The organism is Cellulosilyticum sp. ST5 (genome assembly GCF_046529625.1).
In the GTDB taxonomy this organism is placed as follows: domain Bacteria; phylum Bacillota; class Clostridia; order Lachnospirales; family Cellulosilyticaceae; genus Cellulosilyticum; species Cellulosilyticum lentocellum.
The window spans coordinates 1,258,398-1,272,616 of sequence record NZ_CP132338.1; the positions used below are offsets into that span (position 1 = coordinate 1,258,398).

Below are 14,219 nucleotides of genomic sequence, written 5' to 3' on the forward strand. Positions count from 1 at the left end.
GGAGATATTATGTACTACATAATAACCGAAGAAGCAAAACAGCTATAAGCCAGGTAGATGTTGAAACTCTCAGGTACAATACAGTCAAGGGACGTAAATCTGGAGAGCGTGTCTGCGTAAAATTGACACCACCGACGAGGAAAACCAATAGGTAAGCTTTCAGGTAAAAGGACAGAGGATAAAAGGCAATTATATTTTTTATAATTGCTTTTTATCCTCTTTTTTGTTTGAAAAACTTTAATAATAAGAATGTGAGGTTATAAAATTGTGATTGAAACTCTGATTTTTTCAATAGAAATCATAGGTACCATTGCTTTTGCTCTTTCTGGCGCTTTAAGAGGTATTGAAAAGCAATTAGATTTATTAGGTATTACTATTTTAGGTGTAACGGCTGCTACAGGAGGAGGGTTAATAAGAGATATTTTGCTAGGTTCTCACCCTCCGCTATTATTTGTTAATCCTATTTATGTTATAGTTGCAGCATTAACTGCTGTAATAGCTTTTATCGTAGCATACATAACGCAATATTATCATTATCAATTTAAAAATCATTTGAGTTCAACCTTCGGTTCACTACTCAATTTAGCTGATGCTATAGGCCTAGGCATATTTGCTGTTATTGGTGTTCAAACAGCTATGCAAGGAGGTTTTTTCGAAAATGCTTTTTTAACATTATTTGTAGGAATCATAACAGGTGTTGGTGGTGGTATGCTTAGAGATGTATTAGTTGGAGAAATTCCATTTTTCTTAAAAAAGCATATTTACTTTTTAGCTGCTTTATTAGGAAGTACTTCTTATTATTTACTTATTAAGTATGATATCAATAATGTTATTGCCATGACTATAGGCAGTTTACTTACCTTCCTTATACGTTTACTAGCTTCTAAATACCACTGGAATTTACCTAAGATTCCTTCTAAAGCTTGTGCTGATCTAGATCATGTTGAAAATCACTTGTAATTGTTTTAAAGGACTGTATATTATCTACTAAAGAACCAATTTCATGAGAATAGTTAATAACACTAGCACTTACTTCTTCTGAAGAAGCAGAGTTCTCTTCCGCAATAGCAGCTAAAGCTTCTACTGTGGAAGAAGCTGTGCCAATACTATCAGCTTGCTTAGTAAGACTATGGATAAGTTCAATCATGGAACTTGATACAGCTTGTATAGATTGATTAGCCTCGAAACTAATATTTTTTACACCTTCTAGATTTTTGGTTTCATTTTCAAGCTTTAGATATTCTTTTTGTATAGCCTCTATAAATAGCTTTATTTCTGAAATAAATAAAGCTAGATTAGCGTTAACCTCTTGAACAGCTGCTTTAGACTGTTCAGCTAGCTTTCTAATAGATTCAGCTACTACAGAGAAACCACGACCATTTTCTCCTGCTCTAGCAGCTTCAATAGAAGCATTAAGTGCTAGTAGATTTGTTTGCTCTGCAATTTGAGAAACAATAGCAATAATGGCAGTCATATCGTGTACTTTTGTTTCTAGGTAGAGGCCCTTTTCTCTAATTTTATCGAATTCTCCTAAAGTATTAAAAATATGGTCACTGGTATTTTTAACACCTTGATAGCTATTATTAACTTTAGATAATGCATTTTCTAGCTCATTTTTATTCTGATGCTCACTTTCAACAATTTCCTTAAGCGCCTGAATATTTTGGTTTAACACAAAGGCAGCTTGTTCTGTATTTTTAGCTTGCTCGGTAGCACCATCAGCTACTTGTTCTACTACCTCTGAAATATCATTAGAAGTTCCTTTCATTGAATCAGAGATATTACCTAATGCAGAGGTAAATGAACTCATCTCATCTACCACGCTTTTAATACCTGTAAAATCTTTACGAGTAAGTGCTTTATAGTTATTGATTAATCCATAAAGTTTTTCAAAAGAATCATTCGTTTTAATTTCACCATAAGTACTAAATTCATTATTGCAGAGTAACTCTAATTCTTCTTCTAATATTTTTTGAGGTTTTAAAAGCAAGTGAGTGCTTAAGCCACTTAATACAGCTATTATACCACTTAAAACGAGACTTTTCCCCCATAAACTAGAACCTAATAAAGGAAAAGTAATAGCCAAAGATACGACACCTGTAAAAATAGCATTTTTAATAGGTAAGCTTCTTATAAAACCTAGAGATAAGATGTTATTAAAGAAATAGCGTTTTTTAAAATAGATAGGTGCTTCAAAGGTGATTTTTATCGTTAAGCTATTCTTTGAGCGTTCTAATTCTTCGACTTTTGGTTTTTCACTAAAGTACTGCATAGCACCTTCAAAGAGGCCATAAAAATAATCAAACATAGAACGTTCAGATTCATAGGTTAATAATGCTTCATAATTAGAAATGGCTTTGATTTGTACAAGTGGCGGTTTAGCACCTTTAAATTTCTTTGTCATAATAATATGTACGTCAAAAAGCGCCCTTAAAAAAGAAAACAAATTTTGGGTTTTGAAAAAAGAAGGAAAATCATGATGAAAGGTTTTAATATTTTCATGACCAATAATTTTCCATAGTTCTTTTTCGTTTACTTTTTCCTTTTCAGCAATGGCATGAATTACTTTGAAAATTTGCGTATCATCCACTGTTTCAATAGGGGAAAAAACACGATCCCTCTTCCAATTAACGAGCTCCATAGCTTCGTCAATATGTTGTTCATTATAAAGTTTACGGCAGGTTTTAATCCAAGTCGATACAACGGTTCCTTTCATACTATACACTCCTTCTATCTCATTATGTCATTTTAAATCAGATTTCTATAACACAATTTTAGCATAAATACAATGAATACTAGGATAGGAAATGAAATCTTTACATAATCTAAACCTAGTATTTAATACATAAAAAGAATTAGTTAGTAAAAAAGTACTATAGTTAACCTATAGTACTTTAAAACATTTATATGTCGGTTCTCCATAAACCATGAAGATTGCAATAAGCAAAGGCTGCAATAACATGATCATCTTCAGTTAGGACAAATTTAGCAATAGGCTCTTGACCTGGTAAAAGGCATTTTCTTTGTCCACCCTTTTCTGTTAGGAGGTAAATCCAATTAATAAGATGTTCTTCTGTCATAGGGTGTGCTATGCTACCTACAGTTACAGTTACTTCATTTCCTGAAATAGTTATAATAGGCAAATGCTTTTCAGTAGCCGCCTCTGTAGTATTAGAGACAAGTTCTGTCATAGCTTCATTACAGCAAATGAGTTTGCCACCACCGTTCTGTATGACACCAATAATATTACCACAGTGCCTACAAATATAAAACTTTTGTTCTCCACACATAAGAACCCCTCCATTATGTATTTTATTACAATAATCCCTAGAATTTTCATTGAATATTTTGAATGATTATTGTAATATAATTCTATTATACAATAACCATTAGTATTGTCAATTTACATATAATATAAAACTTATTTAAAGAAAGGGAGATATTATGAGAAAAATAGCTTTTTTTGATACAAAACCATATGATAAGGAATGGTTTGATACTTTTATAATGAATTATGATTTCGAAATTAAATATTTTGAGAATAAGTTAAATGAGGATACTGTTGCTTTAGCAAAGGGATGTGAAGGCATTGTTGCTTTCGTTAATGATAACTTGAATGAACAGGTCATTAAACAATTAGATGATTTAGGTATATCTATTATTGCTATGCGTTGTGCTGGCTATAATAATATTGATTTTAAAGCAGCGTTTAATAAGATTCATGTTGTTCGTGTACCTGCTTATTCACCTTATGCTATTGCAGAACATGCAATGGCGCTTCTTTTAACACTTAATCGAAAAACACACAAGGCATATAACAGAACCAGAGATTTTAATTTTAGCTTAAGTGGCTTAACAGGTTTTGATTTACATGGAAAAACTATAGGTGTTGTAGGAACAGGAAAGATTGGACAAGTGTTTATCGATATATGCAAGGGTTTTGGCATGAAAGTAGTTGCGTATGATCCCTACCCTATATCTAATGCCGACTTTGAATATGTAGGTTTTGAGCAACTCTGTCAAGTAGCTGATATTATTTCACTTCATTGTCCTCTTACAGAGCAGACACATCATTTATTAAAGAAAGAAACTTTTGATCAAATGAAAGATGGCGTTGTGATTATTAATACTTCTAGAGGAGCTTTAATTGAAAGTGAGAGTTTGTTAGAAGCCTTAAAGTCACATAAGGTTGGTGCTGCAGGACTAGATGTATATGAAGAAGAATCAGAACTGTTTTTTGAAGATTTTTCTAATGTGATAATACAAGATGATGTTTTGGCTAGATTAGTCTCTTTACCTAATGTTATAGTCACTTCTCATCAAGCCTTTTTAACCCAAGAAGCTTTAAAGCATATAGCAGAAACAACACTAAACAATTTAAAGGCGTACTTTGAAGGTGAGCCTCTTCCAAATGAGATATGCTATCAATGTAAAAAATTAAATGGATGCAAAAAAAATCATACAGAACGTTGTTTTTAATCTTTTTTAAGAAATAGGTAATTGTTATAAAGCTAAATCAGAATCTAGAATACAAAAAGTAGCTTATCTTATAATTTAGGATAAGCTACTTTTTTGTGCTAATTTATTAAAAGTAAATAGGCCCTTCATTCTGTAAACTATTATTACTAGCATAATAATATTCAGCATTGCTTTAGATTTAATTAAATTTTTAGAAAGAGAAATAATTGCACTTAAAATCTTTAAAGCAAGCATAGGTATAATTACCTTGATTGCTTGCGTATAGTCCAATTATAACACCGGTAAATCCTCCGGCTATCTCAGAAGATAGATATTTAGTTTGTGCTGTACCAAGATTAATTTTTTCCTTTTCTAGTTGAATAAAAAAACTATACGCCTCGTGATCTGCTTGAATAATAAGTGATACATTATTTATATTTTTTATCTCTAATTGCTCTTCTACAGATTTAATATCACCAATATTTAAGCGTTTGATTACCTCATATCCACCTGTACATTTTCGCAGTGCCAAATCATAATGATGATTTTCATCCATATAGAGAGTAATACCTGCTTCGCCATCTAAAATAGACACGTTACAAGAAATAGCTGCTTTAAAATCTTTTTGGCGTAGACCAATAAATGTCGGTGACTCTAGCTCATCAAGTGTAATTTTGGTTCCTCTGAGTTTTAATACATTCTCTCCCAATATATAATTTTCATCATTAGGTAATCGAATATAACACCATTCCTTATCCCATTCCGTATTTTCAAAGGTATAACACTTTTTCTCATATTGAATAAAATTGTCAAAAGTAGAAGGAATATCAAAATATTGTGGGGTTGTTCCTTTGTATCCTGCTGTAAACCAGCCATCTTCTGCAAAGAAAACAGGTGTTAGAAAAACTTCACGTCCTAAATGATGATAAGCTAACCACTGACCTATTTGACGAAATCCAAGATGTATAATCCACCAATTACCTTTATCATCTTGGACCAGGTCTCCATGACCTACACCCTGTATTTCATACCCTCCTAAATTACGATTTGTTAACACGGGATTATATGGATATGACTTAAAAGGACCATAGGGAGAATCTCCTCGTGCATAAGTTATCATATGACCAAATTCTGTTCCTCCTTCTGCGGCGACAAGGTAATACATCTCATTTATTTTATACATATGTGGGCCTTCAAGAAAACGGCCACCAGTACCTTGCCAAATGGTACGACTAGAAGTGAGCTTTTTCCCTGTAGCAATATCAATTTCACATTGAACGATACCACTTATGCCATTATCGTCTTCGCCATTACTCATAAAGTATGTATTGTTATCTTCAAAATATAAGGACGGATCAATTCCCCCTTGATTCACAAAGAGAGGATCAGACCATTCACCATAAATATCATCTGTCCAGACATAAAAATTCTGTTGAGTCGTAGCATTGGTGGTGGTCATATAAAAGCGTCCATTGTTGTACCTTATTGTAGGAGCAAAAACCCCTCCTGAACTATTTGACTTATCCAGTTTTATTTGACTTTTTCTTGTAAGACAATGTCCAATCTGCTTCCAATTAACAAGATCCTTACTTTCAAAAAGAGGGACACCAGGAAAATACTGCATAGAACTACATACAAGATAGTAAGTATCACCCACCTTACATACACTGGGGTCAGGATAAAAGCCTTTAATGACAGGATTTTTGTATTTCATTTCTCTACCTCCTACTAAGAATATTTAGATACTCAATTAATATAATGTTCCTAAGATAATATGCCAAGCATAGTTTAACATTTTACTGTAAATATTATAAATGTATTTACTGATAATCTTTAGCATAGTACAAGTAAATAGCATTTTATTTGTTTTAAGCTATCTTTATATAAAAGTAAAGGTATAAAAGACACTCACCTAAGTAAGTGTCTTTTATATGAGCCATATTTTTCATTTATCTTTCTTGAAGTGTTACATGAATGGTATCACCTGGTTGCTTATTAATCTGTTGCCTAATATCTTTTCTAATACCAATGATATGGCATGCTGTCTTCATTTTAACTAAGCTTCCTAAATATTCAACACCATCAAAGGTAGCACAAACAGGTACCCTGCCTTTTCCGAATTCAGCTTTTACATCAAAAGGTATTTCTATATAGGCACCATTAATATCTGGTACTTTTTTAATTTCTGCATTAAATTCGTATATTTTACTCATATATTGCCTCCAATTTTATTACTTGATATTAGTATAAAGGATATGAGGTTATAAGTATACCTTTTCCAAATAGTCTAAGGCATACAGAAGTATCTTTATAAAAAAGGTCTTACTGGCTCACAATAAACCGCTTTAGCTTTAACCTCCATAATTTCCTTTTCCGGATATCTAAAAGCAGTTAGTTTACCTCCAAACACACAGCCTGTGTCAATATTAATGGTATGATTCACCATTATTGCTTGAGCTCTTGGTGTATGCCCATAAACAACCAATGCGCGTCCTTTATACTCACTACTCCAATCTATACGCACAGGTAAGCCTAATTCATCTATCTTACCCGTTGTTTCTCCAAACATTGCTAGATCTCGTGTTTTTTTAGATGCTATGCTGTGAAATTGTTCTCTTAATCCTGCATGTGCTACTACTAATCTTCCATTATCAAATACATAGTGTCCCACCAAATGTTCTAGAAACATTTCAACATCTTTTTTAAAAGACTCAGGTTCTTGTCCTAACTGCTCTAAAGTTTCTTTAAGGCCATGAAGGACTTGTACATTAGAACCTTTTAGCTTACGTAGCAACTTATTATCATGATTACCAATGACACAAAATCCCTTCCCACTCTTTACCATTGACATGACTAGTTTTAAAACTTCAGGTGATTTAGGTCCCCTATCTACTAGGTCGCCTAAAAAAACTGCTTTTCTATGTTGAGGAGAATATACTCCTTGTGAGTTGTCTATAATATAACCTAACTTCTCAAGCAATTCACATAGTTCATCATAACAACCATGAATATCACCTATGATATCAAATGGACCATGTATCTCACTTTTATTATTTTCTAGCTGCATGAATTCATAAGATATCTCTTCTAAATCTATTGGCATCTTATATCTTCCTTCTTTCATCTCTTTTAAGCTACGTACAATAACTTTTGTATATTTATAATCTATACCAATTCCTTTTATTTCATTTATGGAATAACCTACTAAATACTAGCAAAAAATATCAAAAGAAAATAGTTAAAGGAGACTTGCTATGAATTATATTGTTTTCGATTTAGAGTTTAACCAAGATTTCTCAGCACGAAAGGATGTTGTTAACAAAGAAAATCCCTATACTTTTGAAATTATTCAAATTGGAGCTGTTAAGCTAGATGAGAATTTTCATACCATAGATACTTTTAATCGTTTGATTAAACCTACTATTTATGAAGAAATGAATCCTTTTGTTTCTTATCTAACAGGTATTACAATAGAACAATTAGCACAAGAAGAAAGTTTTTCTGAAGTATATAAAGCGTATATAGAATTTATTGGTTCTAGGAAGACGATTTGTTGTATTTGGGGTACATCTGATATGAAAATTCTATTTAAGAATATCCTATATCATAAATTAGATCCTGCACCCTTTCCAAGAATGTTCATTAATATTCAACCTTACACTTCTATTTACTTAGGCTTGCCTTCAAAAAAATTACTTCGTTTACAAGATGCCGTCAATATGCTTCAAATTCCTACAAGTACGGCTTTTCATCTTGCATTATCAGATGCTTATTATACTGCTGAAATTTTTAAAAAGGTTTATCAACCTTCTATTACACCTAATTGCTATGATCCTTATGAAGCTTCTAAATTATCTAGACCAGCTAAAAAACATATTGATTTTGACGCTTTAATAAAACAATTTGCGAAGATGTATCATAGGCCTATGACAGAAGAAGAACAAGCCATTATTAAAGTAGCTTATCAAATGGGAAAAACAGGACAATTTCTTATAGATTAAATGTATTTGGGGTATATTTCTACCTAATCACATTTTAAATACTTAGATAATTGAATTAAAAAGACTCACCGTGGTTCATTGCAAGCACAAAAATGTTCAAGCGCGGTGAGTAATGTTCAATATAATAGATTCATTTTTTACTTACTATTTCAATATTCTCGGTCTCTATTTATAAAATACCTAATCTCTCTTTTGCCTCAGGTAAGACCCTCCAAAATACAGTATAAAAATCTTCTCCTTCGTTTATATGTATACGATAAAAGGTATTTAATACATACTGATTCATTTCTTCTAATTCTGCTTTATCATATACAAATTTCAATCTAAAATGAAGGGCTTTTAATAATTTGTACCATGCCAAGATAAAAGTCTTGTTTTCATTATAATTGGCGATCCCAATCCATTCTTTTACTTTGATTTCTTTTAAGTTAGGCATAACACATGTTCCTACTTGCAAGAAATATTTAAAATCATCATTCTCATAAACTCTGCCAAGTGGAAACAGTCTACAAATATTGGGGCGATGTTCATGTATACCACACCTACCTGTTTCATTCAAAAAACTACAGCGCTCTGTTTCTCCCTCCATCTTGAGATAAGGCAACATCATTTTATTGCTTATTTGGAGTGCAAGTTTATTCCCCAAGAGTTCATCAAAGGATACTTTAGTGTGATTTACTATTTCGTAAACATCAAATGGTGTAAGCTCAACCAAGTCTCCTACTCTATGACAACAAGTATAACACCCATTACATCCAGATGTATCTGCTTTTACATAGTCCTCTATATCATATAATTTACCATCTGAAATACCTTCTAATGTCTTTAGTGTTCTCATAATTTTCCTTTCTTAAATCTTACCTTATAACTATTATGATTTTAACATGTATAGAGTTGTTGTCAATCTATCCTCTAATCAAACTGAAATTCTATTTTATAATGCTAGTACTTTTGTATAAGTGTAACTACAAGTTGTCAAGTTTTCTATCCCACTAGCCATTTATATTTTTCTACACTATATAATGGAATGAATGGTAGAAGAATTGGTGTTTGCTTCACATATGTTTTATATTCAGGATTATCACCATAATTTCTATTTTGTCGTATTTCCAATCTTCTAGCGCCACCAAACATAATATAGACGATACAGATATACCCAAATGATGCCATAGTCCATTGCCATACACCAACATAAACGTTTATGCTTGAAACAAATACACCTGTCCAAAATAATACCTCTCCTAGGTAATTAGGGCAACGCACGATTTTATATAATCCACTATCACAAAAACGTGATGGATTCTTCTTTTTTGCTTTGGATTTTTGTATATCAGCTAAAGACTCTAATAAAATACCACATACCATGATCATAGCACCGACTATGCTAAATACGTCTGTCTTAACTCCGTTTTGTAAACGTAAAAATACCGGGGATATTTGTAGTGCATATAGCAAGGAACAGCTAACCCAAATACTTACTTTTGAAGCTATTTTCATGGTACTACCATCTTTCATTTCTTTTTTCATCGTATGACGATAGGATGCACTTTTTAGTTCTCTAACAAGCAAATATCCACCTAGACGGCAACCATAAATCACAAATAGCATACAAGAAACCATAGTTCCTATGCTTAAATCATTGAAAAATAGAATTGGCATAGCAATTCCCATTGCTGCAATAGAAAAACCATATCCCAAAGAAATAAAGTAAACATATTTATAGAATCCAACTGAACTAACCACTAATGCTATAACTATTAATATCAAAAAACTAAGTGTAAATGTACTTGTAAAATTCATAAGAACCTCCACATTTTACTTTATTAATTCTCTCTTATGAAAAAAAGTTTCTTTTATTAAAACCAGCTGTCATAAATCTCCAAGTAGCTTTTTTATTTGTTAACCACTGGATTTTAGCATTATTTTTAGTATTCTTGAGCATTCTATTTACCAAAAATTCAGCTACCACGTGTGGGTAATCTCCCAAGATGTTATAAACTTTCTTTGTCTTTTCCTGCAATTCTATCTTTTCATTGCAAGAAAAAGCATTTGTTAGAAAATCTGTAATCATAATTCCAGGACTTAATCTACCAACAATAACACCTGTCTTAAGTTCTTGCGATTCTTTGGCTAATGCTTCCGTAAAATAAGTAACAGCTCTTTTGCTGGTTCCATAAATAGATAAACCAAGCATTTTAGCATCATTACTTCCATATCCTTCGATATTGTAGATTGCTCCAGAACGTACTTTTGCCATTTCACGCATTACTAGTCGTGATGCATTGATCGTTCCCTTTAAATCAATATCCAGTATGGATGTGATTTCTTTTGCAGATAGCTCCCAAATAGGCTTGTTTGGTTGATTTACACCTGCATTATTGATCCATATATCAATAGAGCCAAATATCTTTTTAGAGTAGTTTATTAGATTTCGTATGTCCTCCTCACTTGTTACATTGCATTTACACACTTCAACTTTAGCGGAGCTTTCAATTTTCTCAAGTTCTTTTTTTGCTTTTTCAAGTACTTCCTGATTGGTTGCACTAAGCATAACATTTAGTCCACTCTTTCTAAAAACCTTAGCCATTTCAAAACCAAGTCCTCTAGAACTTCCTGTAATTACTACTGTTTTCACCTCACTTCACCTCTCCTCCATTATCGTACTCCCCATATTCGCATCCTACATGTGTTACTACGATATCATCAATGAGCGACAAGCCATCCCGCGTCTTTTTATAAAGCTTTATGTTTCCTGTTCCCGTACCACCATTCCACAACTTCTTATGCCTCTTACTACCGTCTGGAGCCTCATAGTTAATAAGTAGCAGATCAGATTTTAAACAACAGACTTCAGTTTTCATAACAGAGGTTCTATTTTCCTGCTGCACTTTCCACCTCACTTCTGTTGCTGTCTCTTGAAAGGAAAATTGGGTGCGTGGCAATGTCCAAAACTTGGAGAAATTATACTCATATTCATTTCCCTCATACCAAAAAGCTCCCAACAATTTTCGGTTCAGTGGAAAGAAATATATCTTTGGACATCCACCACCGATGTTAAACACACTATTCTTCAACACTTTTCCTGTAACCTTACTCCTCATGCAGTTCGAAGAAAGCCACACCCACGGGCTTGTGAAGTTGCTTCCCCAATTCTTATCCGCATATCCATAGGATGTTTCTGGTTCCACAATGTAACGTTCTCCGTCTATTTCAACAGTTCCACTATACAAGGTTTTCATTCCCTCTGCATGCCAATACATTTCAAAAGCTTTAATCTTACGAAATAATCTACCTGCTCCATATCCCACATTAAATGCAACTTTCTTATCTAGTTTCAAGTCCCATGTCATGCAACCAGAATCACACATATACTCTGGATGCTCCTTTGCTTCCACTTCGCTTACACCCACACTACCTGTTAATTCCGTATCTGATGCAAAACAGTCCTTTGCCTTTATAGAGAATGGTTTCTTCTTATGAAGTTTTACCTCATCCCATGCAAAAAAACGATGTAGCTGTTTAGGGTTTTTCCCCCAGCTTCCTGCCTTGACCATAAGGTAAGATGGCCTCTTGCCGGCTGCTTTATTTTCTGGCAATTGACCTAATACGGCTTTATCACCACCTAATGCAGGATTACATAAAAAATATTCTACAAAAAAAGCTTTTTCTTCACCTGTTTTTTCATGTCTTGCTGTAAAAGAATGCCACCACCAGTCATAGCCATTTTTACAAAAGCACCCATCTAGCATATATTCATTTCTCGATAAGTCATGACGATTAAACATTTCTTCACCTTCTCTTTTTTGTATTCTAATAGTCATCTATAGGTAATGTTTTGAGCACCTTAGCTTCAACCTGATTTTATACTATAGTTAAATGATTTTCAATCAACTCCTAGTTTCTTTTACACTATTTATGCAGTTTTTCTAAAAATACTCATTTATTATCATAAGTTAGGACATGTAGCATACACTGATAGTAGTTATTTGTATATGTCTACATACTTTAATGCATGGACATAAAGGAGGAACTAATGCAAATCAATTGGAAACAGCTTTTAATAAGCATAGGCATAAGCCTTGGAATAGGCGCTTTAGCTGGATTTCTCACTCAAAATAGTATGGAAGTTTATAATCAGCTGAAACAGCCTGTTTTATCACCACCAGGATGGGTCTTTCCTATTGTTTGGACTATCCTTTACATTTTAATGGGGATATCTGCTTATCTCATCTACGAATCTAACTCCCCCAACAAGGAAAAAGCTCTTACTATCTATGGGTGGCAACTTTTCTTTAATTTTCTATGGTCTATCATCTTTTTTAACTTGCAAAATATCCTACTTGCTTTTTTTGTGCTTATTATATTATGGATTCTGATTGTGGTAATGATTAAGTCATTCAAGGAGATTAATCCATTAGCTGCTTGGCTTCAAATTCCCTATCTGCTCTGGGTTACTTTTGCTGGATACTTAAATCTTATGCTTTATACCCTTAATCAATAATACGACATATAAAAATAGGGTAGCTTCTAATCTATTAGTATGTACCCTATTTTTATAGTTAGAGAGTTAACAAAAATGACACTAAATAAAGAGTCTATAATTTCCTTTCTATAAATTTTTCAAATTATATTAGGGAAATATTCACGATGTAACATATAGTATGATGTAAAGAGCAAACAAATAACTTTTCGTAGCAGAATCACCACAACGGGGGTGCTGACTAGGCATGGGCCAAGTCTTAATCTGCCCTGCAGGTACCTCTGGTTCTAAGAAAAATATTCACCACTAGATTTAAATGGAAAAACTCTTTTATGGGTTATTCGTTAATGCTTTACACATAAGTTATACCAAATAAAGTTTCAAACCAGGGTCTTAATGCCTTAGCTTCCTCGTCATAAAGGGTGCACCTGCTAAGACTTTAAGGAGCTCCTCACTCAGCGTTTGAACTTTCATAGCTTATTTTCCTATTCTCTGCAAAGTGCAAGACCTGCTGAGGAGCTTATGTCTATGCCTTTATTGTGACATTGGAAATCAAGCTATAAAAGTAACTAACAAGAGTCTGGGCACAACAAAAAGTCATCATTTTAGATTTTTCTAGAATGGTGGCTTTTTGTTGTGAAGATAAAACAAATATGTATACCTATTGTACTCTAAAGTAATACCAATTACTCTCCAAGTGTTTTCTTTTCCATTTCAATACTCATCAGGTATACATATGTAAGTAGGTTTCTCTCCATTAACTGTATATACAAAAGCATAGTGATTTCCGTCCATACCAAAGAAAATATTATCCTTCTAATGCGAATTTATATTATTTACAAAAAGAGGCTCCAGGTATTGAAACTTATAATAAAACTTCAATTTGACCCGAAACCTCTACTGTTATCCACAGCAAAATTTATTATGGCTGAACAGTTATCTCTTTAAAATATTAAAATATTCTCAAACTTGAATTACAAAATCCTGTCACAAAATCCATCAAATCAAGAAAAACATCCTCCACATCAGAATTACAACTAGAACGTAACTCTATCAGATTATTCATCATACTATTTTTATCCATTCCTGCCTCTTTATATTCTATTAATAGCTCGCGTAAAAATAATATATTACCTTGACTTATACTCATTTTACTTAATAAAGATTGTCTAAAATCCTCATCTATCATCCTTAATTCAGTTCCCATCTTAATACGAGCACTTTCGCTTCTAACCTGATTTTATAGTATAGTTAAAGAATTTTCAATCAACTCCTACTAT

General features: G+C 32.8%; 14 protein-coding genes and 1 riboswitch. Of the genes, 4 read left to right on the top strand and 10 right to left on the bottom strand.

Translation table 11 applies throughout. The annotated features are described in order from the left end of the window. The first annotated feature begins 89 nt into the window (after positions 1-89). Positions 90-185, top strand: a riboswitch (glycine riboswitch). Between the two features lie 82 nt (positions 186-267). After that, positions 268-960 (top strand): trimeric intracellular cation channel family protein, encoded by a 693-nt coding sequence (locus tag QTL86_RS06160; RefSeq protein ID WP_410496775.1) that lies wholly within the window; start codon positions 268-270, stop codon positions 958-960. On the opposite strand, the gene QTL86_RS06165 is transcribed toward QTL86_RS06160, so the two are convergent. Then, positions 917-2,716, bottom strand: coding sequence for a heme NO-binding domain-containing protein (locus QTL86_RS06165; RefSeq protein WP_410496776.1), 1,800 nt, complete (start codon positions 2,714-2,716; stop codon positions 917-919). The genes QTL86_RS06160 and QTL86_RS06165 overlap by 44 nt on opposite strands. A gap of 187 nt (positions 2,717-2,903) precedes the next feature. Further along, complete coding sequence (locus tag QTL86_RS06170; protein WP_410496777.1) at positions 2,904-3,290, bottom strand: desulfoferrodoxin family protein; 387 nt, start codon at positions 3,288-3,290, stop codon at positions 2,904-2,906. A 154-nt stretch (positions 3,291-3,444) separates the two neighbouring features. Here QTL86_RS06170 and QTL86_RS06175 point away from each other — a divergent pair, with 154 nt between their 5' ends. After that, positions 3,445-4,479, top strand: coding sequence for a 2-hydroxyacid dehydrogenase (locus QTL86_RS06175; protein ID WP_127066748.1), 1,035 nt, complete (start codon positions 3,445-3,447; stop codon positions 4,477-4,479). 190 nt (positions 4,480-4,669) lie between these two features. Here the strand turns inward: QTL86_RS06175 and QTL86_RS06180 are convergent, their stop codons facing one another. The 3 genes from QTL86_RS06180 to QTL86_RS06190 all read right to left on the bottom strand — a co-directional run bounded on the left by QTL86_RS06180 (position 4,670) and on the right by QTL86_RS06190 (position 7,561). Then, entirely contained in the window at positions 4,670-6,172 is a 1,503-nt protein-coding gene (locus QTL86_RS06180) for a glycoside hydrolase family 43 protein (protein ID WP_410496778.1), read from the bottom strand. Between the two features lie 235 nt (positions 6,173-6,407). After that, the gene (locus QTL86_RS06185; protein ID WP_410496779.1) at positions 6,408-6,671 is read right to left on the bottom strand and encodes a DUF1905 domain-containing protein; all 264 of its coding nucleotides are present in this window, start codon (positions 6,669-6,671) and stop codon (positions 6,408-6,410) included. Positions 6,672-6,766: 95 nt separating this feature from the next. Further along, the gene (locus QTL86_RS06190) at positions 6,767-7,561 is read right to left on the bottom strand and encodes a metallophosphoesterase (protein ID WP_410496780.1); all 795 of its coding nucleotides are present in this window, start codon (positions 7,559-7,561) and stop codon (positions 6,767-6,769) included. A 151-nt stretch (positions 7,562-7,712) separates the two neighbouring features. Here QTL86_RS06190 and QTL86_RS06195 point away from each other — a divergent pair, with 151 nt between their 5' ends. After that, positions 7,713-8,459 carry an exonuclease domain-containing protein gene (locus tag QTL86_RS06195; RefSeq protein WP_410496781.1) on the top strand — a complete coding sequence of 249 codons (747 nt, stop codon included), beginning with the start codon at positions 7,713-7,715 and terminating at the stop codon, positions 8,457-8,459. A gap of 169 nt (positions 8,460-8,628) precedes the next feature. Here the strand turns inward: QTL86_RS06195 and QTL86_RS06200 are convergent, their stop codons facing one another. The 4 genes from QTL86_RS06200 to QTL86_RS06215 all read right to left on the bottom strand — a co-directional run bounded on the left by QTL86_RS06200 (position 8,629) and on the right by QTL86_RS06215 (position 12,280). Then, a complete protein-coding gene (locus QTL86_RS06200) occupies positions 8,629-9,297 on the bottom strand; it encodes a YkgJ family cysteine cluster protein (protein ID WP_127066743.1) in 669 nt (222 codons plus the stop codon). Positions 9,298-9,443: 146 nt separating this feature from the next. Then, positions 9,444-10,259 (bottom strand): DUF1295 domain-containing protein, encoded by an 816-nt coding sequence (locus QTL86_RS06205; RefSeq protein ID WP_013657223.1) that lies wholly within the window; start codon positions 10,257-10,259, stop codon positions 9,444-9,446. Positions 10,260-10,293: 34 nt separating this feature from the next. Further along, on the bottom strand, positions 10,294-11,094 hold the full coding sequence (locus QTL86_RS06210) for an SDR family NAD(P)-dependent oxidoreductase (protein ID WP_013657222.1): 801 nt from the start codon (positions 11,092-11,094) through the stop codon (positions 10,294-10,296). A gap of 1 nt (position 11,095) precedes the next feature. Next, the gene (locus tag QTL86_RS06215; protein WP_410496782.1) at positions 11,096-12,280 is read right to left on the bottom strand and encodes a tocopherol cyclase family protein; all 1,185 of its coding nucleotides are present in this window, start codon (positions 12,278-12,280) and stop codon (positions 11,096-11,098) included. A 212-nt stretch (positions 12,281-12,492) separates the two neighbouring features. On the opposite strand from QTL86_RS06215, the gene QTL86_RS06220 reads away from it, so the two are divergent. Beyond that, complete coding sequence (locus QTL86_RS06220; protein ID WP_410496783.1) at positions 12,493-12,960, top strand: TspO/MBR family protein; 468 nt, start codon at positions 12,493-12,495, stop codon at positions 12,958-12,960. Between the two features lie 931 nt (positions 12,961-13,891). Here QTL86_RS06220 and QTL86_RS06225 read toward each other — a convergent pair. Next, on the bottom strand, positions 13,892-14,146 hold the full coding sequence (locus tag QTL86_RS06225; protein WP_013657220.1) for a hypothetical protein: 255 nt from the start codon (positions 14,144-14,146) through the stop codon (positions 13,892-13,894). Positions 14,147-14,219 lie beyond the last annotated feature (73 nt).